Source organism: Pseudomonas sp. LS.1a (assembly GCF_022533585.1).
GTDB lineage: Bacteria > Pseudomonadota > Gammaproteobacteria > Pseudomonadales > Pseudomonadaceae > Aquipseudomonas.
In genome coordinates, this window is the sequence record NZ_CP092827.1 from 4,689,544 (window position 1) to 4,715,742 (window position 26,199).

Genomic DNA, 26,199 nt, shown 5'->3' on the forward strand with positions numbered 1-26,199 from the left:
ATTCAACCGCGGTAGTCGCAAAGAGGCACGAGTATAAACCGCCAGCGCGGCGTGTTGATGTCCATTGTCGGCCCGGCGGCTTCACTGCCCCGGCGGCTGGTGCTTCCACCAGGCACAGAACTCATCCAGCGCCGTCCACAGGCTGACCTTGGGCTGGTAGTCCAGGTACTGCCGGGCGCGACTGATATCCAGGGTGAAATCGCGGCTCATCACCTGCATCCCCAGGCGCGACAGGGTCGGTTGCGGGCGCCCCGGCCACAACATGCAGGCCGCCTCGTTCAGCGCGGCCAGGCTGTAGGCCAGGCCGTAGGAGCGGTAGCGGGTAACTTGCGGCAGCTGCATCTGGCGCATCACGTAGTTGACCACGTCCCATAGCGGCAACGGCTGGCCGTTGCTGATGTTGTAGGCCTGGCCCAGCGCCCGGTCGTCGGCGAGCAGGGCGCTGAGCAGCGCTTCGTTGAGGTTGTGCACGCTGGTGAAATCGACTTTGTTCAGGCCGTTGCCGATGATCGCCACACGCCCCTTGCGCTGCATCTGCATCAGCCGCGGGAAGATACTGGCATCGCCGGCGCCGGTGACGAAACGCGGACGCAGCGCCAGCACCTCAAGGCCGAACTCCTGGGCACCGAACACTTTCTGCTCGGCCATGTACTTGGTCTGCCCATAGTGGTCGTGGAAGCGGCGCGGCACCTGGTCTTCACGGATATCCAGGCGCGAGCGGCCATTGAAGTAGATCGATGGCGATGACAGGTGCACCAGGCGTCGTACGTGCTCCTTCAAACAGCCCTCGACCACGTTTTCGGTGACCACCACATTGCCTTGGTAGAAGTCCTGGTAGCGCCCCCAGTTGCCCACCGCGCCAGCGCAGTGCACCACGGCCTCGACGCCCTGGCACAGGCGACGGGCCAGCTCGGCATCACCCAGGTCGCCGGGGATGAACTGGGCGCCGCGCTTGACCAGGTGCTCGACCCCTTCGGCCCGACGGCCGCTGACCCGCACGTCCAGGCCCTGCTCCAGGGCAAAGCGCGCAAAGCGCCCGCCAATGAAGCCACTCGCGCCGGTGACCAGAATTCGCATGTAAGACTCCGTCTTGCCAGATTTCAGATGCAACTGACGCCAGCCGTGGCTACAAGGGCACCAGCCATTGCCGTGCGGTGTGCCGCAGGTGGTCGGTCAGTTGCGCGAGCAGTTGCCCGCCATTGCGCCAATGATGCCAGTACAGCGGCACATCGATGGGGGTATCGCTGCAGATTTCCACCAACTGGCCGCTGGCCAGTTGCTCGCGGGCCTGCAATTCGGGCACCAGGCCCCAGCCCAGGCCGGCTTCGGTCATGCGCAGGAAGCCTTCGGACGACGGGCACAAGTGGTGCAGGAAGCCATCCGCGATGCCCAGCGATGCCAGGTAGCGGTGTTGCAGGAAGTCGTCCGGGCCGTACACGATCGCCGGGGTACGGGCCAGGCGGCTGGCAGCGAAGCCCTGCGGAAAATGCCGCGCCATGAACCCGGGGCTGGCCAGCGCCCGGTAGCGCATGGCGCCCAGTGGCAGGCTGCGCGCCCCGGCCACCGGCCGCTCGCTGCCACACAGGCAGGCCGCCACTTCGCCCGCACGCATGCGTTTCAGGCCCACTTCCTGGTCCTCCACCACCAGGTCGGTCAGCACGTTCTGCTGTGCGCAGAAATTGCCCACTGCGCCGGCCCACCAGGTGGCCAGGCTGTCGGCGTTGAGGGCGATGCGCAGGCGCTCCGGCATGCCCTCCTCGTCCAGCGCCGGCACCTGGCGCTGCAGGTCGCGTTCAAGCAGGCGCACCTGCTGCACATGGTTGAGCAACTGGCGGCCGACTTCGGTCGGGCTTGGCGGTGTGGCTCGCACCAGCACCGGCTGGCCGACCCGCGCCTCAAGCAGCTTGATGCGCTGGGAGATGGCCGACTGCGACAACCCAAGCACCTGCGCCGCGCGTTCGAAACCACCCTGTTCGATCACCGCGGCGAGGGCGGCCAGCAGCTTGTAGTCGAACATCGATTTCCCTAATGACTGATCAGCTCTATTTGTTTTTCTTATACAGCGCAGTTCATCACAATGGCCAGCATCTTTTACGGCAATTCATTTCTGGAGAGCACGCCATGTGGCAAAGCTATCTCAACGGCATGCTCGTGGCCTTCGGCCTGATCATGGCCATCGGTGCACAGAACGCCTTCGTCCTCGCCCAGAGCTTGCGCCGCGAGCATCACCTGCCGGTGGCGGCCCTGTGCATCATTTGTGACGCCATTCTGGTGGCCGCCGGGGTGTTCGGCCTGGCGACGGTGCTGGCGCACAACCCGACCTTGCTGGCGATCGCCCGCTGGGGCGGCGCGGTGTTCCTGATCTGGTACGGCGCCAAGGCTTTGCGCAGCGCCTGCTCCAGGCAGAGCCTGCAGCATCAGCAAGGCCAGGGAGCACGCTCACGCCGCGCGGTATTGCTCAGTGCCCTGGCGGTGACCCTGCTGAACCCGCACGTGTACCTCGACACGGTGTTGCTGATCGGCTCGCTGGGTGCCCAGCAGACCGCACCTGGTGCCTACGTGGCCGGTGCCGCCAGTGCCTCGCTGCTGTGGTTCTCGACCCTGGCAATCGGCGCGGCCTGGCTGGCACCGTGGCTGGCCCGGCCAGCGACCTGGCGCATGCTCGACCTCATGGTGGCGGTGATGATGTTCGCGGTGGCGGCGCAGTTGATCTTCAACTGACTCTGGGCTTGTCACAACATTTTTAGCGCCTGTGAGATCGAGCGCCGCGCGGGCGGCGCTCGATCTCACAGGCGCCACAAGGGGTAAGCCGAGCACCACCGGTCGGCACGCCCCACCCGCTCTGGAACCTCTATTCCCTATCTTTGTTGCGTGGTTATGCGCCGGGCCCGGTGCTATGATCCAGCCCTTGCGTCGCAAAGAGTACAAACTCGCCGACGCTCATCGGGCCGCCCGTGATCGGCCTTGCGCAAACCGCAAACAGACCTGAATCAGGAGATCCACCATGGCTTTTGAATTGCCGCCGCTGCCGTACGCCCACGATGCCCTGCAGCCGCACATCTCCAAGGAAACCCTGGAGTATCACCACGACAAGCACCACAACACCTATGTCGTGAACCTGAACAACCTGGTCCCAGGCACCGAATTCGAAGGCAAGACCCTGGAAGAGATCGTCAAGACCTCTTCGGGCGGCATCTTCAACAACGCCGCTCAAGTCTGGAACCACACCTTCTACTGGAACTGCCTGGCACCAAACGCCGGTGGCCAGCCGACCGGTGCCCTGGCTGACGCCATCAACGCCGCTTTCGGTTCCTTCGACAAGTTCAAGGAAGAGTTCACCAAGACCTCGGTTGGCACCTTCGGTTCCGGCTGGGGCTGGCTGGTGAAGAAGGCTGACGGTTCCCTGGCCCTGGCCAGCACCATCGGCGCCGGCTGCCCGCTGACCAGCGGCGACACCCCGCTGCTGACCTGCGACGTCTGGGAACACGCCTACTACATCGACTACCGCAACCTGCGTCCCAAGTACGTCGAGGCATTCTGGAACCTGGTCAACTGGGCCTTCGTTGCCGAACAGTTCGAAGGCAAGACCTTCAAGGCCTGAGTCATCCAGCCTTGAGACAGAACCCCGGCGCCACGCCGGGGCTCTTCGAAAATCCGATGCCAGTCCTCTGGTATCGGATTTTTTTTCGGGGCATGCGAGGGGCCAGAACGCCGTATTTTCAGGAAACGTACCGATCAAGCCAGCCAAGGCTATCTACAGTGGCACCCGTAGGCCGATACTCACATCCAACCCACCCTGCATACCCGCGCTGCTCCAGCGCCGCCAGCAACCCTGCAACATCCATCTGCCCCGTCCCCGGCTGATGCCGCCCCGGGCAGTCGGCCACCTGCACATGCACTGTCCGCTCAAAGAACTGCGCCAGCACATCGGCAGCATTTCCGGTCAGCAACTGTGCATGATAAAGATCAAGGATCAGCCCCATACCGGGATGCGCCTCCAGTACCCGCTGCGCCTTGCCGAAGTCGGACATGTAATACCCCGGCATTGCCTGCGTGCAGATCACCTCGATCAATGGCCGCAGCCCCTGGTCTTCAAAATACTTCACGGCATAGTCCAGGTTGCTCGCATACACCTTGTCGGCGCCATCCTCATGGGTTACCCCGGACATCAGGTGCACATCCGCACACGCCAGTGCGCGGGCATAGCTGACGGCCTGGCGTAACCCGTCACGGAACTCGGGCTCCTTGCCCGCCACCGCGGCAATACCCTTGGAAACGCCAGCCGGCGCAGCGAACTGGACCAATGGCAACCCATATTGCGCCAGTTGATCAGCCAACAAACTCGCATCGAATTCATAGGGCGACGGGAATTCCACCGCACGAAATCCGGCGGCGGCAGCGGCTTCGATACGCTGCAGAAAAGGCAGTTCATTGAACTGGAAGCCGAGATGAGCATTGAATTTGAGCATGCGTATAGATCCATCCGTGTGTGGTATTTTCCTGCCCCCAGTCCGACCCGAATCTGCTGGATCGACTGAAGATAACCATTCGGAATACAGCCTGTGATAAAGAAAGATCTCGCCCTGCAGCTGGCCCCTCGCGTCATCGAGATGATCCGCGCCCGGTCGATGAAGGCCGGCGAGCCATTGCGCGAGCAGACCTTCGCCCAAGCCTTCGATGTCTCCCGCTCCCCCATTCGCAGGGTATTTGCCCTGCTCGCCGAGTGGAACATCGCGGTGCAGGAGCCCAATCGCGGCTACTTTCTGAAACAGGACGCCGGGCAGATCCAGGAAACCACTGTACCGCCCACCTGCGACCCATTCGAAGACTTCTACCTGCGCGTGGTGGACGACATCCTCAGCGGGGAAGTCCCTGCCGAATTCTTTGAGGCCCAATTACTGCGACGCTACTCCGTGCCCCGCGGGCAACTGCTCAAGGTCCTCAACCGGCTGGCCAGCGAAGCCATGGTCGAGCGCAAGCCCGGGCAAGGCTGGAGCCTTAACGAATTCGTACACAACGCCCAGACCCACATCCAGAGCTACCGCTTCCGCATGGCCATCGAGCCGGCCGCACTGCGCGAGCCAGGCTACAAGGTCAACCAGGCCGCATTTGCCAAAGCCCGGGAGCAACAGCAGGCCATGCTCGACGGCGAAATTCACCAGCTGTCACGTGCCCAACTGTTCGAAATTGGCGCCCAGTTTCACGAAATGATCGTGCAGTGCTCGGGCAATCTCTTCTTCATAGATGCCATACGCCGGCAAAACCAGCTCAGACGCTTCATGAGCTACAAAGCCAACGTCGACCGCAGTCGCCTGATGACGCAATGCCTGGAGCACCTGCACCTGCTCGACTTGATCGAGTCCGGTCGGCGTGAAGAAGCCGCTCAGTTTCTCTGGAAACATCTGGACGAAGTCGGCCGGCTCAAGACCCGTCAGGATGCCTTGCTGGAAAGCCAGCAGGCGTAACCCCTTCCCCCGCCTACCTTTCATTACCCGCGCGTTCAGATCAGGGAAGGCAGCTTAGACATTGCCTTCTTTTCACGCAAGATACAAAACCGCCCTGAGATTCAGCGCCAGGAGTAAATTTCGCGCCACTTATTGTATTTCATTGCAAGAATAAGCAATTATGCGCGCCGCTCGGACGCACTGTGGCACCGAATCACACAGGGATGATTGCAATGAAACAAGGAACGTTGGCTAACGGGACGGGGGTCTCCAGCCTGCTGTTCGGGGTGTACACGATTCTGCTGGCCCTGCTTGGCCTGACGCTGGCCTGTCAGGGAAGCACGCTGGTCAGTGCCGGCGGCTCGCCTTACTACGCAATGATGGGTACCGCATTGCTGCTGTCAGCCGCACTCATGGGCCTGAAGAAGTCGCTCGGCATCTATCTCTACGGTGCAGCATCCCTGGCCACCTACGGCTGGGCAATCTGGGAATCCGGCTACAACGGCTGGGCCTATATCCCACGTCTGGCATGGCTGGTACTTCTCAGTGTGATCTTTCTGGCCTTCTGGCCTCTTGTCCGGCGCGACTTTGCCAAAGTCAACAAGGCACTGTATTTCAGCATCATGGGGGGGCTGCCGCTGCTGATGGCGGCCACCATCCTGACACCGCTGTTCTTCCCCAACACCGTTCACCTGGCCGACTCGCCCGCTATCACCGCGCATACACAGCAACCCTTCAGCCGCAGTACTGTGACCTCACCGGACGCCAATGTCGCCGCGTCCCACGACAAGACCAACTGGACCGCCTATGCCGGCTCCAACCTCGGCAACCACTATTCCGCTGCGGCGCAGATTACCCCAAGCAACGTTTCCGGCCTGGTCAAGGCCTGGGAGTATCATCATGGCGATGTGAAACAGCCTGGCGAAAAAACCAAGTATCTGAACGAGGCCACGCCAATCAAGGTTGGCGACTCGCTGTATACCTGCACGCCCAAGCAAATCATCATTTCGTTGAACGCCACTACCGGCAAGGAGAACTGGCGCTACGACTCGAAAGTCGACCCGGACTATTTCGCCAACGGTGGTGCCTATTGCCGTGGTGTCTCGTACTACGAAGTACCCAATGCCAGTGGCCTGTGCGCCAAACGCATCATCTGGGGCACCAACGACATCCGCCTGGGTGCAGTTGATGCGCTCACCGGGCAGGCCTGCCCAGATTTCGGCACGGCAGGCTTTGCCGACCTCAAGGACGGCCTGGGCACGTTCCGCAAAGGCTCCACCGGCATCACTTCTGCACCATTGGTAATCCGCGGTGTGGTCATTACCGGTGGCCGGGTGCTTGACTCGGATGTGCGCCCGGCGCCGTCAGGTGTGGTTCGCGCCTACGACGCAGTCAGCGGCAAACAGAAGTGGGCCTGGGACCTCGGTCGCCCCGACAGCACTGCGCCTGCCGACGCCGATGAAACCTATACGCTCAGCACGCCCAACTCATGGGCGCCGATTTCCGCCGACGACGAACTGGGGCTGGTCTACATCACCACCGGCAATGCTGCAGGCGACTTCTATGGCGGTACCCGTACCGAACAGGAAGACAAGTTCAGCTCTTCACTGGTGGCCCTGGATGCGCTCACCGGCAAGGTCAAATGGCATTTCCAGACCGTCCATCACGACCTCTGGGACTACGACCTGAGCCCACAACCGGCGCTGATCGATTTCCCCACGAGCAGCGGCCCACGCCCGGCAGTCATTCAAGCCACCAAATCAGGCCAGTTGTTCGTCCTCGACCGCGCCACCGGCGAACCGCTGGTCGATGTCGTGCAGGCTGCCGTCCCGCAAGGCACGGCCCCTGGGGACTACACCGCGGCCACGCAGCCGCTGTCACCGGGCATGCCGAGCACCATGGGCCGCCCATCGAAAACCCCGGAAGTGCTGAACGAAACCAATGCCTGGGGCCTGACGCCGTTCGATCAGTTGCAATGCCGCATCGAGTTTCGCCAGGCGCGTTACGAAGGGATCTTTACGCCACCGGTGGTCGGCCAGCAAAGCCTGATCTTCCCCGGCCATCACGGCGGCCTGAACTGGGGCGGGGTGATGGTGGACCTGCAACGAGGCCTGCTGATCATCAACAACCAGCGGCTGCCGTACATGCAGGGGCTGGTTCCACGGGAGCAGCTCGATGCGATCAATGCCAAGTCGTTCCAGGAGTCGCCAGGCAATAACCAGGGGTTCCGCGTCCAGGCCGGTCTGCCGTTCGGGGCAATCAAGGACCCATGGATGTCAGCGCTGGAACAGCCGTGCATCGCACCACCCTGGGGGTTCATCTCCGCTATCGACCTGCGCACACGTGAAGTGCGCTGGAGCCGCCCGTTCGGCACCGGCTATGACAGTGGGCCCTTGGGCATCGCCTCGAAACTGCGCTTCGAAATCGGCACTCCGAGCGACGCCACTGGCGTGGCTACAGCAGGAGGCGTGACCTTCATTGGCGCTGCCATCGACCGTTTCATGCGCGCCTACAACAGCGAAAGTGGTGAATTGCTGTGGGAGGAGCGCCTACCGGCCGGCAACCAGGCTTCGCCCCTGACCTACATGAGCGAAGGGCGGCAGTACGTTGTTGCCGTGGTCGGCGGGCATGACCGGATTCCGACCAAGCTGGGTGACAGCATCATTGCCTGGGCGCTGCCGGAGAAATAGCGCGCCCGCTGCGTAAAGGCGCTGCTCGGCACTGAAAGCCAGGCGCTGACATACCCGCTATCAACCAATCATCGACAGCCGATGGCGCGCCGTGCGCCGTCGGGTGGCTGCGTGCGCGCCACAAACAGCAACGAGCAACTGCGGTACAGAAGTGCCCGCTTGAATTCATGTCAATCAGACAGGAGTGACAATGTTTGAACTATCCGCTGGCCTATATGTTTTGGTGGGCGTCAGCTTTCTAACTTCTTTGATGACTGCCGCTATCGGCGTAGGCGGCGGGATTGGCCTATTGGCAGTCATGCCGCAGTTCCTGCCCATTTCTGCCGTTGTGCCGGTGCATGGCCTGATTCAGATGGTCAGCAACGGCAGCCGCTTCGCCTTCGATTACAAGCACGCAAAAATCGAGATTCTCCCGCGTTATGTCATCGGCTGCCTTTCAGGGGCAGCCATCGGTTACTTCTTCATTGGGCATTTCCCGGAAAAGTACCTGTCGTTGATTCTCGGCATCTTCATCCTGGCGATTACCTGGACCAAGCTGGTCGCCTCGCTCGGCTTTGTCCTGAAAAACTTTGCCATCGTTGGCTTCCTGCAAACGTTTCTATCACTGTTCGTTGCCGTCACCGGGCTTATTTCCCAGCCGATCCTGATGAGGATGAACATCAACAAGGATCAGGTCATCGTCACCCACGCCATGCAGATGAGTGTATTGCACGGTCTGAAAGTAGCTGCCTTTGTCTTTGCCGGCTTTGCCTTCATGGACTATGCCCAGTTGATCATCATCATGATCACCGCCTCCACCGCCGGTTCCTACCTGGGCGGCTTTCTTCGAAATCGAATATCGCAACGTGTTGGCGCCATCCTGCTTAAAGCCGGGGTGACGTTCTTCGGTTTGAAAATGATTGTGGACCATTTTATTCAAAACGTCTGAGCTTCATCCATTCAAACAAGGAGTTTGAAATGATCGCGCGTAAAAAGTTTGATTCCAAGGACACCCAGGGGATCTCGACTTTTCTTCATGAACATGGATATTGTGTAATCAACCCCGAGGACGATTCGCTCGAGGCCTTTCGCGCGGTGGCAGGCCGGTTCGGCCTGATCCAGTTCCATACCAAATCCGACAAGACTGGCGTGGTCGGCGGCGGCGATCCGATCAACAAGGACTGGCAAGCGTTCAGGGACGACTACCACGGCGAACTGTCGAGCGACTTCTATCCCCATACGGATGGCTCGTTCCTCAATGGCATGGCGTATATCGATGGGGTTGCCAGGAAGATTACCCCGCCCAAATACGTCATTCTGCAGTGCGTTTCCAAACCGCAGTTTGGCGGTGATAACTTCCTGGTGGATGGGCAACGCATTTATAATGACCTGCTGGTGAATCATCCCGACATCCTGAAGATCCTGATGACCAGTGGCAGTGTCACGTACTGCCGTGATGACCTTCTGTCGATCGATTGTTCTGTCTTCGAAAAGGTCAACGAGAACAAACTGCGTATTCGCTACCGCTATGACAGCACTGCGTTCAGTCCGGAATGGGCCAGTTCCGCCTTCCAATATATCCAGGATAAATATTCAACCAACCCGGACTACATCACCAACATTAGCCTGGAACCCGGCGAAATCCTGGTCATGGACAACTTGCGAGTATTGCATGCACGCCACCAGTTCACTGACGGCAACATGAAAAGAAAAGTCCGTCGGCTGTGGATTGCCGATGACACCAGCATGGTATTCAAGAATATTCTCAACCAGTCGCCGGTGCGCAGGGCCATGTTGCCGTTCCAGAAATACAATATTGCCGCCGCCGAGAACGCGCCTGCCTTCATCGATTACAGTTGCGGGATTCGGTTTCAGTCGGACATGTTCCTGACCCCGCCCTGTGCCGAACTTGAACAATGGCCGGCCAGCAGTGCCAATCGCCAATAACCCTTTCCCCGCACTACTGTAACTGCCCGATAACGCGTGCCTTCACAGTGCCTGCCTGATGGCGGATGCTGTGCTCGTCTGCATGCGTACACAGGTGGTTGCCTTTCATCGCAGGGATCCGTCCGCTTCTCCAGCGGCGAGCAAATCCCGGTCCGCTCCCACAGGCTTTACACTGTTCGAAGAATGTGCAATGCCTGTGGGGGCGGGCTTGCCCGCGAAGTGGCCTGCACAGTTTTCACCTGCGCCCCACCCGCAAAATGCTTGCTCAACCCGCATACCACGCTAACATCAAACCTCTGGAAGATTGATACAGCGCATTCAAGTTGCGGGGTCAGGCAACCGATACACTACTAATGGTCGGCCGATAGTGTATCGTCATCGTTGATGGCAAAATGATGCCATGCGTATGGATTAAGGAAACCCCATTGAAGCTGGAATTGCGGAACAGCTTGTCGGTCAAGTTGCTCAGGGTCGTGCTGCTGTCGGCGCTGGCGGTCGGTGTCGTGCTCAGCTGTGCGCAAATCGTCTACGACACCTACAAGACCCGCCAGGCCGTGAACAACGATGCCCAGCGCATCCTCGACATGTTCCGCGACCCCTCGACCCAGGCGGTATATAGCCTGGACCGCGAAATGGGCATGCAGGTGATGGAAGGCCTGTTCCAGGACGAATCGGTACGCATGGCGTCCATCGGCCATCCCAACGAAACCATGCTGGCAGAAAAGTCCCGCCCGCTGCAGGACACGCCCATGCGCTGGCTGACCGACCTTATCCTCGGCCAGGAACGTACCTACACCACGCAACTGGTCGGCCGCGGCCCCTACAGCGAATACTATGGCGACCTGAGCATCACCCTCGACACCTCGTCCTACGGCGAAGACTTTCTGATCAACGCCGTGATCATCTTCATTTCCGGTGTGCTGCGGGCCCTGGCCATGGGCCTGGTGCTGTACCTGGTCTACCACTGGCTACTGACCAAACCGCTGTCGAAGATCATCGAGCACCTTACCCAGATCAACCCCGACCGCCCCAGCCAGCACCAACTGCCGCTGCTAAAGGGCCACGAGAAGAACGAACTGGGCTTGTGGGTAAACACCGCCAACCAGTTGCTGGCCTCGATCGAGCGCAATACCCACCTGCGCCATGAAGCGGAAAACAGCCTGCAACGCATGGCGCAGTACGACTTCCTCACAGGCCTGCCCAACCGCCAGCAGTTGCAGCAGCAACTGGACAAGATCCTCGTCGACGGCGGCCGCCTGCAACACCGTGTGGCGGTGCTATGCGTAGGCCTGGACGACTTCAAGGGCATCAACGAGCAGTTCAGCTACCAGGTCGGCGACCAGCTGCTGCTGGCCTTGGCCGACCGCCTGCGCGCCCACAGCGGCCGCCTGGGCGCCCTGGCACGGTTGGGCGGTGACCAGTTCGCCCTGGTACAGGCCAATATCGAGCAGCCCTACGAGGCGGCCGAGCTGGCACAGAGTATCCTCGACGACCTGGAAGTGCCGTTCGACCTCGACCACCACCAGCAGATCCGCCTACGCGCCACCATCGGCATCACCCTGTTCCCGGAAGACGGCGACAGCACCGAGAAGCTGCTGCAGAAAGCCGAACAGACCATGACCCTGGCCAAGGCCCGTTCGCGCAACCGCTACCAGTTCTACATCGCCAGCGTCGACAGCGAGATGCGCCGCCGTCGCGAGCTGGAAAAGGACCTGCGCGAAGCCCAGGCGCGCAACCAGCTGTACCTGGTGTACCAACCACAGATCAGCTACCGCGACCACAGCGTGGTTGGTGTCGAGGCACTGCTGCGCTGGCAGCACCCGGAGCTGGGCATGGTGCCGCCAGATCAGTTCATCCCCCTCGCCGAACAGAACGGCAGCATCATCAGCATCGGCGAGTGGGTGCTCGACCAGGCCTGCCGGCAGCTGCGCGAATGGCACGACATGGGCTTCAGCGACCTGCGCATGGCGGTCAATCTGTCCACCGTACAGCTGCACCACAACGAACTGCCGCGGGTGGTCAACAACCTGCTGCAGGCCTACCGCCTGCCGCCACGCAGCCTGGAGCTGGAAGTCACCGAGACCGGCCTGATGGAAGACATCAGCACCGCCGCCCAGCACCTGCTGAGCCTGCGCCGCTCCGGAGCACTGATTGCCATCGACGACTTCGGCACCGGCTACTCGTCGCTCAGCTACCTGAAATCGCTGCCGCTGGACAAGATCAAGATCGACAAGAGCTTCGTCCAGGACCTGCTGGACGACGATGATGACGCCACCATCGTTCGCGCCATCATCCAGCTGGGCAAGAGCCTGGGGATGCAGGTGATCGCTGAAGGCGTGGAAACCGCCGAACAGGAAACCTACATCGTCGCCCAGGGCTGCCACGAAGGCCAGGGCTACCACTACAGCAAGCCGCTGTCGGCCCGTGAGCTGACCAACTTCCTCAAGCAGGCGCAGCGCAACCAGGTTTCGATGTTCTGAACCGCCTGCCCGGTTACAGGCCGTGACCGGCATTTACCCGAATTGCACGCCCGCCCCTTTACAGCAAATGCAAATCTTTCGCATGATGTTGTGGTTTCGCGTGCCACGGCGCACGGTCCACCCCTTGGTCCAACCACACGATGCAGGAAAACCAATAATGATTCGAATGCCTCTGGCCTCCGCCAGTCTGCTGGCCATTGCCATCGCTCTCGCCGGTTGCGGTGAAGGCAAGGACGACAAGGCCGCCGCGCCGCAAGCCCAGGCACCTGCTGCCGCCAGCACCACCGCTGCAGCGCCCGGGGCTGTCGACGAAGCTGCCGGCAAAGCCGTGGTCAAGCACTACGCCGAGCTGGTCTACACCGTCTACAGCGACTCGCTGAGCACCGCCAAGGCCCTGCAGACCGCGGTCGACGCGTTCCTGGCCAAGCCCAACGACGAAACCCTGAAGGCCGCCAAGGAAGCCTGGTTCGCCTCGCGCGTTCCGTACCTGCAGACCGAAGCCTTCCGCTTTGGCAACACCATCATCGACGACTGGGAAGGCCAGGTGAACGCCTGGCCGCTGGACGAAGGCCTGATCGACTACGTCGACAAGAGCTACGAGCACGCTCTGGGCAACCCGGCGGCCAGCGCCAACATCATCGCCAACACCGAGATCCAGGTGGGCGAAGAGAAGGTCGATGTCAAGGACATCACCCCCGAGAAGCTGGCCAGCCTGAACGAGCTGGGCGGCTCCGAAGCCAACGTTGCCACCGGCTACCACGCCATCGAGTTCCTGCTCTGGGGCCAGGACCTGAACGGCACCGGCCCGGGCGCTGGCAACCGCCCTGCGTCGGACTACCTGGAAGGCAAGGGCGCCACCGGCGGCCACAACGACCGCCGCCGTGCCTACCTGAAAGCAGCCACCGACCTGCTGGTCAAGGACCTCGAAGAGATGGTCGGCAACTGGGCACCCAACGTGGCAGACAACTACCGAGCCAAGCTGGAAGCCGAGCCGGTCAACGACGGCCTGCGCAAGATGCTGTTCGGCATGGGCAGCCTGTCGCTGGGCGAACTGGCTGGCGAGCGCATGAAGGTTTCGCTGGAAGCCAACTCGCCGGAAGACGAGCAGGACTGCTTCAGCGACAACACCCACTACTCGCACTTCTACGACGCCAAGGGTATCCGCAACGTCTACCTGGGCGAGTACACCCGCCCGGACGGCACCAAGGTGACCGGCCCGAGCCTGTCGTCACTGGTGGCCAAGGTCGACCCGGCCGCCGACGCCACCCTCAAGGCCGACCTCGAAGCCACCGAAGCCAAGATCCAGGTGATCGTCGACCACGCCCTCAAGGGCGAGCACTACGATCAGCTGATCGCGGCCGACAACGCTGCCGGCAACCAGATCGTACGCGACGCCATTGCCGCCCTGGTCAAGCAGACCGGTGCGATCGAGCAGGCCGCGGGCAAGCTGGGTATTGCCAACCTGAACCCGGATACCGCGGATCACGAGTTCTGATCCTGCTGTAGCGGTTCTGAAAAAGGCGGCCTTCGGGTCGCCTTTTTTGCTTGCCGGCGATTGGGCCCGACCAGGCACCCACAAACCATGGCCAACTGACACCGATTTCATCCAGCAATTGCAAATTGCTCTTATTCAAACTCCCCCACCCTGCTAAGCTTGCACGCCGGTTTTTCGCTCACGCCCAGGATTCTCGATGTCCTTGTCGCTGTCCCGACTCTCCCCCCTGCTGCTGGCCTTTGCCCTCGCCGCCTGTGACGACGCCCCGCGTTTCACCCAGGCCGAGCCCGGCGAAGCGCTGTCGGGCGGCAACGCCACCGTGCAGCGCACTGACCGCAATGCCTATTCCCTGCCCTCGGCCAACCTCTCGCCCGAGCGGCGCCTGGACTTCGCCGTCGGCAACAGTTTCTTCCGCAACCCCTGGGTAATCGCCCCGTCCACCACCACCGCACGTGACGGCCTGGGCCCGCTGTTCAACACCAATGCCTGCCAGAACTGCCACGTACGTGACGGCCGCGGCCACCCGCCAGAACCGGACGACAGCAATGCCGTATCGATGCTGGTACGCCTGTCAATCCCCGACCAGCCCTACCTGGCCAAGGTGGTGGAGCGCCTCGGCGTGGTGCCGGAACCGGTCTATGGCACCCAGCTGCAGGACATGGCCATCCCGGGCGTGACGCCAGAAGGCAAGGTGCGGGTGAGCTATACCAGCGAAAAGGTGTCGTTCAAGGACGGCCACCAGGTCGAACTGCGCAAGCCGGCCCTGCAGATCACCCAGCTTGGCTATGGCGTGATGCACCCCGACACGCGCTTTTCGGCGCGGGTGGCGCCGCCAATGATCGGCTTGGGCCTGCTCGAAGCCATCCCCGAAGCCGACCTGCTGGCCAACGAAGACCCCGACGACCGTAACCGCGACGGCATCCGCGGCCGGGCCAACCGGGTGTGGGACGACGCCCAGGGCAAGACCGTGGTCGGCCGCTTCGGCTGGAAGGCCGGGCAGCCCAACGTCAACCAGCAGAACGTGCACGCCTTTGCCGGCGACATGGGCCTGACCACCACCCTGCTGCCCAACGACGACTGCACCGCGGCGCAGGCCGACTGCCTGGCCGCGCCCAACGGCAACGGTGCCGGTGACGAGAAGGAAGTCAGCGACAACATCCTGCGCCTGGTCACCTTCTACACCCGCAACCTGGCCGTGCCGGCCCGCCGCGATGTGGGCTCGCTGCAGGTGCTGGCGGGCAAGAACCTGTTCTACCAGGCCGGCTGCCAGGGCTGCCATACGCCGCAGTTCACCACCGCCGCCAATGCCGCCGAGCCGGAGCTGGCCAACCAGCTGATCCGCCCCTACAGCGACCTGCTGTTGCATGACATGGGCCCGGGCCTGGCCGACGAGCGCACCGAGTTCGCCGCCAACGGCCAGGACTGGCGCACCCCGCCACTGTGGGGCATCGGCCTGAGCGAAACGGTCAGTGGGCACAGCCAGTTCCTGCACGACGGCCGCGCCCGCAACCTGCTCGAAGCCGTGCTCTGGCACGGAGGAGAGGCCGAGGCGGCACGCAATTTCGTACTCACTTTCAATGCCGGGCAACGTGCCGCGTTGCTGGCGTTCCTGAACTCACTTTAAAAAGCGCATAGGAGCCGGGCATGTTCCGACCCAAACTGTTGTTCACCAGCCTCGCCGCACTCGCCCTCGGCGCCTGCTCGCCGCAGGACCCGCAAGCCGTGACCTCCGCTGCCATCGCCAAGCAGGTGATCCTGCCTACCTACAGCCGCTGGGTCGAAGCCGACCGCACGTTGGCCGCCAGCGCCCTGGCCTACTGCGAAGGCAAGGAAACCCTGGACAAGGCCCGTACCGACTTCCTCAACGCGCAAAAGGCCTGGGCCGAGCTGCAACCGCTGCTGGTCGGCCCGCTGGCCGAAGGCAACCGTGCCTGGCAGGTACAGTTCTGGCCCGACAAGAAGAACCTGGTCGGCCGCCAGGTCGAGCAGCTGGTCAACGCCGACCAGCCGGTCGATGCCGCGGCCCTGGGCAAGGCCAGCGTGGTGGTACGTGGCCTGTCGGCCTACGAGTACATCCTCTTCGACAGCAAGCCGGATATCGCCACTGCCGAGCAGAAAGCCCGCTACTGCCCGTTGCTGGTGGCCATCGCTGAACACCAGAAAGCCCTGGCCGAAGAGATCCTCAAGGGCTGGAACAGCACCGACGGCATGCTCTCGCAGATGACCAAGTTCCCCAACCAGCGCTACGCCGATTCCCACGAGGCCATCGCCGACCTGCTGCGCGCCCAGGTCACCGCCCTGGACAGCCTGAAGAAAAAGCTCGGTGCACCGATGGGCCGCCAGAGCAAGGGTATCCCGCAGCCACTGCAGGCCGAAGCCTGGCGCAGCCACAGCTCGCTCAAGAGCCTGGAGGCCAGCCTCAAGGCCGCCGAAGCGGTCTGGGTCGGGGTCGACAACCGAGGCCTGCGCGGCTTGCTGTCCAGCGATCAGAAAGCCCTGGCGGACAAGATCGACGCCGCCTACGCTGCCTCGCTCAAACTGCTGGCCGACAACCAGAAGACCTTGGGCGAGCTGCTGGCCGACGACGCCGGCCAGCAAACCCTGAACCAGATCTACGACAGCCTCAACGCCGTCCACCGCCTGCACGAAGGCGACCTGGCCAAGGCGTTGAACATCCAGCTGGGCTTCAATGCCAACGACGGTGACTGATCATGCTGCGACGCCAGGCCCTCAAACTCGGTAGCGTATTGCTCAGCGCCCTCACCCTGGGCGGCTGGAGCCTGTTCCGCAACAAAGGCAGCGAGCCCCTGCTGCTGTCGGCGCGTGACGACGGCGACGGCAAGCACTATGCGGTCGGGTTCCGCCTGGACGGCACCCCGGTGTTCAGCACCCAGGTCGCCCAACGTTGCCATGCCATCATCCATCACCCGCAACTACCGATCGCCCTGTTCGTCGCCCGCCGGCCCGGCACTGAAAGCTACCTGGTCGACCTGCGCGACGGGCGCCTGCTGCAGACCGTCACCTCGCAGCCGAACCGGCACTTCTACGGCCACGCGGTCATCCACAAAGGTGGCGAATGGCTGTATGCCACCGAGAACGACACCACCGACCCGGGGCGTGGCGTACTCGGTGTATACCGCTTCGAGGGCGAGCGCCTGGTGCATAGCGGCGAGATTCCGACCCACGGCATCGGCCCGCACGAAGTGGCCTGGCTGCCGGACGGCGAGACGCTGATCGTGGCCAATGGTGGTATCCGCACCGAAGCCGAAAGCCGGGTGGAGATGAACCTCGACGCCATGGAACCGAGCCTGGTGCTGATGCAGCGCGACGGTACCCTGCTGAGCAAGGAAACCCTGGCCCAGCAGATGAACAGCGTGCGCCACCTGGCGGTGGGCAGCGATGGCACGATCGCCGCCTGCCAACAGTTCATGGGCGATGCCGATGAAACCGCCGAACTGCTGGCAATCAAGCGCCCGGGCGAGCCGTTCAAGGCCTTCCCGGTGCCGGAGCGGCAGTTGCAGGCCATGGCCCAGTACACCGCCAGCGTGGCTATCCACAGTGAGCTGCGGCTGGTAGCGCTGACCGCGCCACGGGCCAATCGCCTGTTCATCTGGGACCTGGACAGTGGCGCGGTACGGCTGGATGCGCCAATGCCCGATTGTGCGGGGGTGGGCGCGGTGCAGGACGGTTTTGTCGTCACCTCCGGGCAGGGCCGTTGCCGGTTCTATGATTGCCGCAAGGCCGAGCTGGTCGGGCAGCCGATGAACCTGCCGTCCGGTTTCTGGGACAACCACCTGCATCTCGTCTGATTTTCGGGTTGGCTGTACTGGCCCCTTCGCGGCTAAAGCCGCTCCCACAGGAACCGCGCAACCCACTGACTGCGCGGTCCCTGTGGGAGCGGCTTTAGCCGCGAAGGGGCCCTCACAGGCATTTATCCCTCCATCCAACAAAAAACAGTCAATACTTCCCCCATTCACACGTGGGCAGGATCGCCCGTTGTCGTGTCCAAGCGAATAACAACCGCATCCAAGGAACCGGACCTATGCTGCGCCGCCGCATGCTCATCATGTTGGCCGTGGTTCTGCTGATCGTGCTGGCCCTGGGGGGCTACAAAGCCTTTTCGATCTACCAGCAGATCCAGATCTTCACTGCCCCCAAGCCGCCCATCACCGTGGCGGCCGCCTTGGCCGAACAGCGCCCGTGGCAAGAGCGCCTGCCCGCCGTCGGCAGCCTCAAGGCGCTACAGGGCGTGGAGCTGAGCCTGGAGGTGGAAGGCATCGTCAAAGCCCTGCACTTCGACTCGGGCCAGCAGGTAAAGGCCGGGCAGCTGCTGCTGCAGCTCAATGACGACCAGGAAACCGCCCTGCTCGGCACCGCCCAGGCCGACCTGGGCCTGGCCAAGGTCGATTTCGGCCGTGGCAGCCAGCTGGTCGGCGACTCGGCCATCTCCCGCGGCGAGTTTGACCGCCTCACCGCCCAGTACCGACGGAACCAGGCGGTGGTCGACCAGCTCAAGGCATCGAAGACCAAGAAAAGCATCAGCGCCCCGTTCAGCGGCACCATCGGTATTCGCCAGGTGGACGTTGGCGACTACCTGGCCGCCGGCACGGTGATCGCCACCCTGCAGGACACATCCAGCCTCTACGTCGACTTCAACGTACCGGAACAGGCTCTACCACACCTCAGCCTGGGCCAGCAGGTACTGGTGCAGGTGGCCGCCTACCCGGGCCAGACCTTCCCCGCCAGCCTCAGCGCCATCAACCCCAAGGTCGAGGAAACCACGCGCAACCTGCTGGTGCGCGCAACCATGGCCAACCCGGACGGCAAGCTGCTGCCGGGCATGTTCGCCAGCCTGCTGATTCTGCTGCCCAACCCGCAGCCACAGGTGGTAGTGCCGGAAAGCGCCATCACCTACACCCTGTATGGCAACTCGGTGTACGTCGCCACGCCGAAGAAGGACAAGGACGGCAAGCCGGAAAACGACGACAAGGGCCAGCCGCAGCTCACCGCCGAGCAGCGCACGGTGCAGACCGGCGAGCGCCGTGACGGCGTGGTGGTGGTCAGCAAGGGCCTGCAGGCGGGGGAACAGGTGGTCACCGCCGGCCAACTGAAGCTCACCCCCGGCGCCGCAATCCGCATTGGCCAGGACAAAGCCCTCAAGCCCGCACAGGGCGCGCCGGGCAAGGACTGACAGGAGGCTGGCATGGCGTTCACCGACCCGTTCATCCGCCGCCCGGTGCTGGCCAGCGTGGTCAGCCTGCTGATCCTGCTGCTGGGCTTCCAGGCCTGGAACAAGCTGCAGATCCGCCAGTACCCGCAAATGGAAAACGCCCTGATCACGGTGACCACTGCCTACCCCGGTGCCAACGCCGAGACCATCCAGGGCTATATCACCCAGCCGCTGCAGCAAAGCCTGGCCAGCGCCGAAGGCATCGACTACATGACCTCGGTGAGCCGGCAGAACTTCTCGATCATTTCCATCTACGCACGTATCGGCGCTGACAGCGACCGGTTGTTCACCGAGCTGCTGGCCAAGGCCAACGAAGTGCGCAACAAGCTGCCCCAGGACTCGGAAGACCCGGTACTGAGCAAGGAAGCCGCCGATGCCTCGGCGCTGATGTACATCAGTTTCTACAGCAAGGAGATGAGCAACCCGCAAATCACCGACTACCTGTCGCGGGTGATCCAGCCCAAGCTGGCCACCCTGCCGGGCATGGCCGAAGCGGAGATCCTCGGCAACCAGGTGTTCGCCATGCGCATCTGGATCGACCCGGTGAAACTGGCAGGCTTCGGCCTGTCGGCCACCGACGTGACCAATGCCGTACGCCGCTACAACTTCCTCTCCGCGGCCGGTGAGGTAAAGGGCGAATACGTGGTCACCAGCATCAACGCCAGCACCGAACTGAAGTCGGCCGAAGCGTTCGCCGCGCTACCGGTCAAGACCAGTGGCGACAGCCGCGTGTTGCTGGGCGATGTGGCGCGGGTCGAGATGGGTGCGGAAAACTACGACACGGTCAGCTCGTTCGACGGCACCCCATCGGTGTACATCGGCATCAAGGCTACACCGGCCGCCAACCCGCTGGACGTCATCAAGGAAGTCCGGCGTATCATGCCCGAGCTGGAAAGCCAGCTGCCCTCGGCGCTGAAGGTATCGATCGCCTACGACGCCACGCTGTTCATCCAGGCCTCCATCGACGAAGTGATCAAGACCCTCGGCGAAGCGGTACTGATCGTCATCGTGGTGGTGTTCCTGTTCCTCGGTGCCCTGCGCTCGGTGCTGATCCCGGTGGTGACCATCCCGCTGTCGATGATCGGCGTGCTGTTCTTCATGCAGATGATGGGCTACTCGCTCAACCTGCTGACCCTGCTGGCCATGGTGCTGGCCATCGGCCTGGTGGTGGACGATGCGATTGTCGTGGTGGAGAACATCCACCGGCACATGGAAGAAGGCAAATCGCCGTTCGACGCGGCCCTTGAGGGCGCCCGGGAAATCGCCATGCCGGTGGTGTCCATGACCATTACCCTGGCGGCAGTGTATGCGCCGATCGGCTTCCTTACCGGGCTCACCGGCGCACTGTTCAAGGAGTTTGCCCTGACCTTGGCCGGTGCAGTGATCATCTCCGGCATCGTTGCCCTCACCCTGTCGCCGATGATGTGTGCCCTGCTGCTGCGCCAGGAGCAGAACCCCAGCGGCCTGGCCCATCGCCTGGACGTGCTGTTCGAACGCCTGAAGGTGCGCTACCAGCGCCTGCTGCACGCTACCCTCGACAGCCGGCCAGTGGTGCTGGTGTTCGCCGTGATCATCCTGTGCCTGATCCCGGTGCTGCTGAAGTTCACCCAGAACGAACTGGCGCCCAACGAGGACCAGGGGGTGATCTTCATGATGAGCAGCTCGCCGCAGCCGGCCAACCTTGATTACCTCAACGCCTACACCGACCAATTCACTCCGCTGTTCAAGGCGTTCCCGGAGTATTACTCGTCATTCCAGATCAACGGCTTCAATGGCGTGCAGACCGGCATCGGCGGCTTCCTGCTCAAGCCCTGGAACGAGCGCGAGCGCACGCAGATGGAACTGCTGCCGCTGGTGCAGAGCAAGCTTGAGGAAATCAGCGGCCTGCAGATCTTCGGCTTCAACCTGCCGTCGCTGCCCGGCACCGGCGAGGGCCTGCCATTCCAGTTCGTGATCAACAGCGCTGGCGACTACCCGGCACTGCTGGATGTGGCTCAGCGCATCAAGGCCCGCGCCCAGGAGTCCGGCAAGTTCGCCTTCCTCGACATCGACCTGGCCTTCGACAAACCCGAGGTGGTGGTGGACATCGACCGGGCCAAGGCGGCGCAGATGGGGGTGTCGATGGACACCTTGGGCGGCACCCTGGCGACCTTGCTGGGCGAAGCGGAAATCAACCGTTTCACCCTCGAAGGCCGCAGCTACAAGGTGATTGCCCAGGTCGAGCGGCCGTACCGCGATAACCCCGGCTGGCTGAACAACTACTACGTGAAGAACGACCAGGGCCAGTTGCTGCCGCTATCGACCCTGATCACCCTCACCGACCGCGCCCGTCCGCGCCAGCTCAACCAGTTCCAGCAGCTGAATTCGGCGATCATCCAGGGCGTGCCCATGGTCAGCCTGGGCGAGGCACTGCAGACCGTGCAGGGCATCGCCCGCGAAGAGGCTCCGGAAGGCTTCGCCTTCGACTATGCCGGCGTGGCCCGCCAGTACGTGCAGGAAGGCAGTGCGCTGTGGGTGACCTTCGGCCTGGCGTTGGCAATCATCTTCCTGGTGCTGGCGGCGCAATTTGAAAGCTTCCGCGACCCGCTGGTGATTCTGGTGACCGTGCCGTTGTCGATCTGTGGCGCGCTGCTGCCGCTGTTCCTCGGCGTATCGAGCATGAACATCTACACCCAGGTCGGGCTGGTGACGCTGATCGGGCTGATCAGCAAGCACGGCATCCTGATTGTCGAGTTTGCCAACCAGTTGCGTGAGGAACGCGGCCTGAGCGTGCGCGAAGCGATCGAGGAAGCCGCGGCGATTCGCCTGCGACCAGTGCTGATGACCACGGCAGCGATGGTGTTCGGCATGGTGCCGCTGATCCTGGCGACCGGGGCGGGGGCGGTCAGCCGTTTTGACATCGGCACGGTGATTGCGACCGGGATGTCGATTGGCACGCTGTTCACCCTGTTTGTGTTGCCTTGTATCTACACCTTGCTGGCGCACAAAGAGGTGGCCAGACAGACATCGGTTGCCTGAACCGGCCTCTTCGCGGGTAAAACCGCTCCCACAGGTACGGCACCGGTATCCGAAATTGGTGCAGTACCTGTGGGAGCGGGTTTACCCGCGAAGAGGCCGGCAATGCAGAAGCAAAAATGCCAGAGGCCCCGCAATCGCGAGGCCTCTGGCATCCATCTACACCGGGTTCAACCGAACGGCCGCAACCCCTGGCGCATGCCGAACAGGAATAGCAGCAGGTCCTGATCCGGCGCGACCTCGGCCTGTTGCTGCGGTTTCACTTCCCGCGGCAACGCGCACTGGTCAGCCGTCTCGGCCTTGCTGAACACTGTCGGCCTCGGCTCTTCCCAGGCGGCCACCGCCACGGTGGTCACCGCCAGGCCAGCTACCAGGAACAAAGCTCGAGCTATTTCTAGTTTCATTGCCCTAACCCTTTGACAGCGCTGCCAAACGCCATCTGGTAAAAGTAGAGCAGGGTTTGCCATTCTGCGTCATTGATCGACGAATGGCGGCGCAGCTGGCGCAGGTCATTGCCCGCCGCGCGCTGGCAGCTGATACGTCGCCGACACTTTTCCAGGTCCAGCAGCGCGACTTCGACCCGAGCCTGCTCACCCTCGCCAATTACCTTGATGAACACGTGCTTGCCATACAGGCAGCCGTGCTGCCAGTGCCCCAGGTGCATCCGCGCCAGGTTGTCCGCCAGGTCCTTGAGCATGCGCTCATGCACCACCTGCGGGTAACGCTCGCGGGCACCTTCGGCATGCCAGGTGTCGAGCTCGACGAAACCGTCGAGTGCTTCGCTCACCAGCAGCGCACGCCACTGGTGGTCGGCATCACGCTCGGCGCCACAGAAGACGATGCGCGGTACGCGCACGCCCAGTTGCTCGAAGCTGTTCAGCGCATCGAGTTCACGCAATACGGTTGGCCGACCGAAAGGGTGCAGCAGGCTCCGGTAGATATGCCCGACCTGGCGCTTGGCATACAGCAGCTTGCCATTGCCATCGTTGAGGCGTTGCACACCACTCTCGCCACCACGGCGCTGGTTAGGCTCCTCGACCCACTCGCCCTGCTGGCGCCAGTAAAAATCGAACCGCGACTCCCCTTTCTGGGCTACAGCCATCAAACACTACCCCTTACGCAATACATAGACCCGCCACATGGCATAGAACGGCAGGAAGTCGAGGCGTTCCTGGATTCTGAAGCCGGCGGCTCGGAATTCTTCTTCGACCGTTTCGGCCGGTAACACAAATCGGTTCTGGTAATTGTCCTGGTCGCCCTTCCTGGCGCTGCGACGCTGTTCCAGCTTCTTCCGGCGCCAGGCTTTGAAATTACCGTCCACCCACAATGACAGGATCACACTATCACGGCTAACCCGTTGAAATTCCGAAAGAATGGTTTTTCTGTGGGCCGCTTCGCCAATGTGGTGGAACAGGCGCATGCAGAAAATGCTGTCCACCGAGTTGTCTGGCAAGTCGATGGCAAACGCCGATGTCTGCAAAGGACGTACCCGCGCCACCACCTCTGGCGGTTGCGCGGTACAGGCTGTCTCGATCATCGCTTCGGAGTTGTCGGCGCCGATGATCACCCGGTTGGGCTTTTCTGCCAGCAACGGCCAGAAGCGGCCGGCACCGCATGGCAGGTCGAGGACCAGGCCAGGCTCACCCGCCAATGCCAGGGCGCGACGCGCCAGCTGCTCATCTCGCTTGTGGGAAAGGCGACGCGCCAGGCCATCCTGGTGCTTGAGAAAGTACTCGCGCGCATGTTCTTTGTCGTACTTCTCGGAAAATTCAAGCTTGATGGGGCTACGCATTGGGCATCTCCTGACTCCATTCCGCCCACATTAGGTAAGCGAGCGTAGGAATCAGGTCATGCCGATGTGAAAAAAATGTTGAGCCCCGCATGACCTGTTACGACAAATTACTAGACCAAAGCCTCCGGGTCGCCCTTGGCCGCAGTATTGCTCAGGTCCACCCTGAAACGGCAGCCGTGCGGCAAGGTCGATGTCAGGGTGACACGCCAGCCCTGGTCGTCACAGATCCGCTGCACCAGCGACAGGCCCAGGCCCAGGCCCTCGCCGCGCCGCTCATCGCCGCGCACGAACGGCCGGAACATCGCCTCGCGCTGTTCTTCCGGGATACCCACGCCACTGTCCTCTACGCTGAAACCGTTGGCTTCCAGGCTCAGGCGGATGTAGCCGCTGTCGGTGTAATGCGCAGCATTGCGCAGCAAGTTGCCCATCACCGACTGCAGGAAGGTGGCGTTGTACAGCACCGGGCTGGCACTGACGCGGCCATCGAAATACAAGGCCAGGCCTTTCTGCTCGATGGTGTCGCGCCAGACCCCGACGAGTTCGTCGGCCACTTCCCGCAGGGTGGCCCGTGAAGCCACCGCGCCCTCGTCGCGCTGTGCCCGGGCCAGCATCAGAAAGGTCTTGACCAGTTCACGCATTTCTTCCGTGGCACGCGCCACACGTTCCACCTGGCTGCGCGAGCGGGCGTCCAGCGTCGGGTTCTCCATCAGCAGTTCGCACGAAGTGGCCAGCACCATCAAGGGCGTGCGCAGTTCGTGGCTGACGTCGCTGGTGAACAACCGTTCGCGGGTCAGCGCATCGCGCAGGCGGCCCAAGGTATCGTCGAAGGCTACCGCCAGCTGGCCGACTTCGTCCGCGGCATAGTCCGGCGCCAGCGGCGGGGCCAGGCCCAGCAACTGGTCGCGGTGACGAACCTGGCGCGCCAGGCGGATCACCGGCGCCATCACCCGACGCGCCACCAACCAGCCGAGGATGACCGCCAGCACCAGGCTGAGCACGAAGCCCACTACCACTACCGCAAACAGCACGCGCTCGCGCTCTTCGAAGTCGCTCTGGTCCTGCAGCAGCACATAACGGCGGCCATCGACGATCTCGACCATGGCGTGGTACGACAGCTGGTCGCGGAATACCTCGTGGAAGCCGCGGTCGAGATGACGCAGGTCCTTGGGCAGCTCGAAGTCGTCACGCCCGCCACTGAAGTAGAACAACTGGTCGGGGCGTGGCCGGTGGCTCCAGTCGCTGACGCTGTCCATGCGCAGCAGGCGCTGCAGGTCACCGCCCAGCACCGAGGAAATCAGCCGCTCTTCGACCAGGTGCACGGTGCCGACAATGCCGAAGGCGAAGGCCCCGGCCACCAACGCGCTCATCAGGGCAAAGGCGATGATGATGCGCTGGGCAAGGCTTTGCTTAAACTCCATCACGGCCCTCGGCGAGGCGATAGCCGACGCCATGGACGGTATGCAGCAGCGGTTTTTCGAACGGTTTGTCGATCACCTGGCGCAGTTGGTGCACGTGGCTGCGCAGGCTGTCGCTGTCGGGGCAATCATCGCCCCACAGGGCTTCCTCCAGCACTTCGCGGCGCAATACGTGCGGGCTTTTCTGCATCAGCACCGCCAGCAGCTTGAGGCCGACCGGGTTGAGCTTGAGCAGGCGGCCCTGGCGGCTGACTTCAAGGGTGTCGAGGTCATAGCTGAGGTCGGCCACCTGCAGGGTGCGGCGCCCGCCACCCTGGGCTCGGCGCAGCACAGCTTCGATGCGGGCTGCCAGCTCCGACAGGGCGAAGGGCTTGAGCAGGTAGTCGTCGGCACCGGAGCGGAAGCCTTGCAGGCGGTCGTCCAGTTGGTCGCGGGCGGTGAGCATGATCACCGGCGTGTCACGGCGGGCGTCTTCGCGCAGGCGCTTGCACAGGGTATAGCCGTCGATGCCGGGCAGCATGATGTCGAGCACGATCAGGTCGTAGTGCTCGGTGGCAGCCAGGTGCAGGCCGGACAGGCCATCCTGGGCGCAGTCGACGGTGTAGCCTTTCATGCCCAGGTAATCGGCCAGGTTGGCCAGGATATCGCGGTTGTCTTCAACCAAAAGAATGCGCATCGGTTTCTCCTGTGCGGCGCTTCTCGCTGTGGTGCG

At 62.6% G+C, this 26,199-nt stretch carries 21 protein-coding genes; 13 read left to right on the forward strand and 8 right to left on the reverse strand.

Annotated features, from left to right (window positions below; genetic code table 11):
* Positions 1–81: 81 nt before the first annotated feature.
* Together MKK04_RS21645 and MKK04_RS21650 are read right to left on the reverse strand one after the other, a co-directional pair.
* Positions 82–1,077: an NAD-dependent epimerase/dehydratase family protein gene (locus MKK04_RS21645; RefSeq protein ID WP_207834596.1), complete on the reverse strand. Its 996-nt coding sequence runs from the start codon at positions 1,075–1,077 to the stop codon at positions 82–84.
* Positions 1,078–1,126: 49 nt separating this feature from the next.
* Entirely contained in the window at positions 1,127–2,017 is an 891-nt protein-coding gene (locus MKK04_RS21650; protein ID WP_207834594.1) for a LysR family transcriptional regulator ArgP, read from the reverse strand.
* Positions 2,018–2,121: 104 nt separating this feature from the next.
* Between MKK04_RS21650 and MKK04_RS21655 the strand changes: the two genes are divergently transcribed.
* Both MKK04_RS21655 and MKK04_RS21660 read left to right on the forward strand, forming a co-directional pair.
* Complete coding sequence (locus MKK04_RS21655; protein ID WP_207834591.1) at positions 2,122–2,721, forward strand: LysE/ArgO family amino acid transporter; 600 nt, start codon at positions 2,122–2,124, stop codon at positions 2,719–2,721.
* A gap of 283 nt (positions 2,722–3,004) precedes the next feature.
* Entirely contained in the window at positions 3,005–3,601 is a 597-nt protein-coding gene (locus MKK04_RS21660; RefSeq protein ID WP_039612983.1) for a superoxide dismutase, read from the forward strand.
* A 118-nt stretch (positions 3,602–3,719) separates the two neighbouring features.
* Here MKK04_RS21660 and MKK04_RS21665 read toward each other — a convergent pair whose 3' ends face one another.
* A complete protein-coding gene (locus MKK04_RS21665; RefSeq protein ID WP_054573318.1) occupies positions 3,720–4,469 on the reverse strand; it encodes a hydroxypyruvate isomerase family protein in 750 nt (249 codons plus the stop codon).
* 93 nt (positions 4,470–4,562) lie between these two features.
* Between MKK04_RS21665 and MKK04_RS21670 the strand changes: the two genes are divergently transcribed.
* From MKK04_RS21670 to MKK04_RS21720, 11 genes are all read left to right on the forward strand, one after another.
* Entirely contained in the window at positions 4,563–5,465 is a 903-nt protein-coding gene (locus MKK04_RS21670; protein ID WP_015271681.1) for a GntR family transcriptional regulator, read from the forward strand.
* Positions 5,466–5,677: 212 nt separating this feature from the next.
* Positions 5,678–8,134, forward strand: coding sequence for a membrane-bound PQQ-dependent dehydrogenase, glucose/quinate/shikimate family (locus MKK04_RS21675; protein WP_207834587.1), 2,457 nt, complete (start codon positions 5,678–5,680; stop codon positions 8,132–8,134).
* Between the two features lie 190 nt (positions 8,135–8,324).
* On the forward strand, positions 8,325–9,062 hold the full coding sequence (locus MKK04_RS21680) for a TSUP family transporter (protein ID WP_043935892.1): 738 nt from the start codon (positions 8,325–8,327) through the stop codon (positions 9,060–9,062).
* A 29-nt stretch (positions 9,063–9,091) separates the two neighbouring features.
* Complete coding sequence (locus tag MKK04_RS21685; protein WP_144171236.1) at positions 9,092–10,060, forward strand: TauD/TfdA family dioxygenase; 969 nt, start codon at positions 9,092–9,094, stop codon at positions 10,058–10,060.
* Between the two features lie 425 nt (positions 10,061–10,485).
* The gene (locus tag MKK04_RS21690; protein ID WP_207834585.1) at positions 10,486–12,540 is read left to right on the forward strand and encodes a putative bifunctional diguanylate cyclase/phosphodiesterase; all 2,055 of its coding nucleotides are present in this window, start codon (positions 10,486–10,488) and stop codon (positions 12,538–12,540) included.
* Between the two features lie 157 nt (positions 12,541–12,697).
* On the forward strand, positions 12,698–14,035 hold the full coding sequence (locus MKK04_RS21695) for an imelysin family protein (RefSeq protein ID WP_207834582.1): 1,338 nt from the start codon (positions 12,698–12,700) through the stop codon (positions 14,033–14,035).
* A gap of 196 nt (positions 14,036–14,231) precedes the next feature.
* Positions 14,232–15,659, forward strand: a complete 1,428-nt coding sequence (locus MKK04_RS21700; protein ID WP_241105972.1) for a di-heme oxidoreductase family protein — start codon at positions 14,232–14,234, stop codon at positions 15,657–15,659.
* 20 nt (positions 15,660–15,679) lie between these two features.
* The gene (locus MKK04_RS21705) at positions 15,680–16,744 is read left to right on the forward strand and encodes an imelysin family protein (RefSeq protein WP_207834578.1); all 1,065 of its coding nucleotides are present in this window, start codon (positions 15,680–15,682) and stop codon (positions 16,742–16,744) included.
* 2 nt (positions 16,745–16,746) lie between these two features.
* Positions 16,747–17,844 carry a DUF1513 domain-containing protein gene (locus MKK04_RS21710; protein ID WP_207834575.1) on the forward strand — a complete coding sequence of 366 codons (1,098 nt, stop codon included), beginning with the start codon at positions 16,747–16,749 and terminating at the stop codon, positions 17,842–17,844.
* Between the two features lie 233 nt (positions 17,845–18,077).
* Positions 18,078–19,226, forward strand: coding sequence for an efflux RND transporter periplasmic adaptor subunit (locus MKK04_RS21715; protein WP_207834573.1), 1,149 nt, complete (start codon positions 18,078–18,080; stop codon positions 19,224–19,226).
* A 12-nt stretch (positions 19,227–19,238) separates the two neighbouring features.
* Positions 19,239–22,283 carry a multidrug efflux RND transporter permease subunit gene (locus tag MKK04_RS21720; RefSeq protein ID WP_207834571.1) on the forward strand — a complete coding sequence of 1,015 codons (3,045 nt, stop codon included), beginning with the start codon at positions 19,239–19,241 and terminating at the stop codon, positions 22,281–22,283.
* A 167-nt stretch (positions 22,284–22,450) separates the two neighbouring features.
* Here the strand turns inward: MKK04_RS21720 and MKK04_RS21725 are convergent, their stop codons facing one another.
* The 5 genes from MKK04_RS21725 to colR form a co-directional block, all read right to left on the reverse strand.
* Complete coding sequence (locus MKK04_RS21725) at positions 22,451–22,684, reverse strand: hypothetical protein (RefSeq protein WP_063913281.1); 234 nt, start codon at positions 22,682–22,684, stop codon at positions 22,451–22,453.
* Entirely contained in the window at positions 22,681–23,382 is a 702-nt protein-coding gene (locus MKK04_RS21730; protein WP_063913282.1) for a lipopolysaccharide kinase InaA family protein, read from the reverse strand. The genes MKK04_RS21725 and MKK04_RS21730 overlap by 4 nt, the downstream gene beginning before the upstream one ends.
* A 6-nt stretch (positions 23,383–23,388) precedes the next feature.
* A complete protein-coding gene (locus MKK04_RS21735) occupies positions 23,389–24,072 on the reverse strand; it encodes a class I SAM-dependent methyltransferase (RefSeq protein ID WP_207834569.1) in 684 nt (227 codons plus the stop codon).
* 110 nt (positions 24,073–24,182) lie between these two features.
* Positions 24,183–25,490, reverse strand: coding sequence for a sensor histidine kinase (locus tag MKK04_RS21740; RefSeq protein ID WP_241105973.1), 1,308 nt, complete (start codon positions 25,488–25,490; stop codon positions 24,183–24,185).
* The gene (colR, locus tag MKK04_RS21745; RefSeq protein WP_063913285.1) at positions 25,480–26,163 is read right to left on the reverse strand and encodes a two-component system response regulator ColR; all 684 of its coding nucleotides are present in this window, start codon (positions 26,161–26,163) and stop codon (positions 25,480–25,482) included. The genes MKK04_RS21740 and colR overlap by 11 nt, the downstream gene beginning before the upstream one ends.
* Between the last annotated feature and the right edge of the window lie 36 nt (positions 26,164–26,199).

What these genes read in the sequence shown, in the direction of transcription:
- MKK04_RS21645 (WP_207834596.1), bottom strand. Translation starts at nt 1,077, where the DNA reads ATGCGAATTCTGGTCACCGGCGCGAGTGGCTTCATTGGCGGGCGCTTT.
- MKK04_RS21650 (WP_207834594.1), bottom strand. Translation starts at nt 2,017, where the DNA reads ATGTTCGACTACAAGCTGCTGGCCGCCCTCGCCGCGGTGATCGAACAG.
- MKK04_RS21655 (WP_207834591.1), top strand. Translation starts at nt 2,122, where the DNA reads ATGTGGCAAAGCTATCTCAACGGCATGCTCGTGGCCTTCGGCCTGATC.
- MKK04_RS21660 (WP_039612983.1), top strand. Translation starts at nt 3,005, where the DNA reads ATGGCTTTTGAATTGCCGCCGCTGCCGTACGCCCACGATGCCCTGCAG.
- MKK04_RS21665 (WP_054573318.1), bottom strand. Translation starts at nt 4,469, where the DNA reads ATGCTCAAATTCAATGCTCATCTCGGCTTCCAGTTCAATGAACTGCCT.
- MKK04_RS21675 (WP_207834587.1), top strand. Translation starts at nt 5,678, where the DNA reads ATGAAACAAGGAACGTTGGCTAACGGGACGGGGGTCTCCAGCCTGCTG.
- MKK04_RS21680 (WP_043935892.1), top strand. Translation starts at nt 8,325, where the DNA reads ATGTTTGAACTATCCGCTGGCCTATATGTTTTGGTGGGCGTCAGCTTT.
- MKK04_RS21685 (WP_144171236.1), top strand. Translation starts at nt 9,092, where the DNA reads ATGATCGCGCGTAAAAAGTTTGATTCCAAGGACACCCAGGGGATCTCG.
- MKK04_RS21695 (WP_207834582.1), top strand. Translation starts at nt 12,698, where the DNA reads ATGATTCGAATGCCTCTGGCCTCCGCCAGTCTGCTGGCCATTGCCATC.
- MKK04_RS21700 (WP_241105972.1), top strand. Translation starts at nt 14,232, where the DNA reads ATGTCCTTGTCGCTGTCCCGACTCTCCCCCCTGCTGCTGGCCTTTGCC.
- MKK04_RS21705 (WP_207834578.1), top strand. Translation starts at nt 15,680, where the DNA reads ATGTTCCGACCCAAACTGTTGTTCACCAGCCTCGCCGCACTCGCCCTC.
- MKK04_RS21710 (WP_207834575.1), top strand. Translation starts at nt 16,747, where the DNA reads ATGCTGCGACGCCAGGCCCTCAAACTCGGTAGCGTATTGCTCAGCGCC.
- MKK04_RS21715 (WP_207834573.1), top strand. Translation starts at nt 18,078, where the DNA reads ATGCTGCGCCGCCGCATGCTCATCATGTTGGCCGTGGTTCTGCTGATC.
- MKK04_RS21720 (WP_207834571.1), top strand. Translation starts at nt 19,239, where the DNA reads ATGGCGTTCACCGACCCGTTCATCCGCCGCCCGGTGCTGGCCAGCGTG.
- MKK04_RS21725 (WP_063913281.1), bottom strand. Translation starts at nt 22,684, where the DNA reads ATGAAACTAGAAATAGCTCGAGCTTTGTTCCTGGTAGCTGGCCTGGCG.
- MKK04_RS21730 (WP_063913282.1), bottom strand. Translation starts at nt 23,382, where the DNA reads ATGGCTGTAGCCCAGAAAGGGGAGTCGCGGTTCGATTTTTACTGGCGC.
- MKK04_RS21735 (WP_207834569.1), bottom strand. Translation starts at nt 24,072, where the DNA reads ATGCGTAGCCCCATCAAGCTTGAATTTTCCGAGAAGTACGACAAAGAA.
- MKK04_RS21740 (WP_241105973.1), bottom strand. Translation starts at nt 25,490, where the DNA reads ATGGAGTTTAAGCAAAGCCTTGCCCAGCGCATCATCATCGCCTTTGCC.
- colR (WP_063913285.1), bottom strand. Translation starts at nt 26,163, where the DNA reads ATGCGCATTCTTTTGGTTGAAGACAACCGCGATATCCTGGCCAACCTG.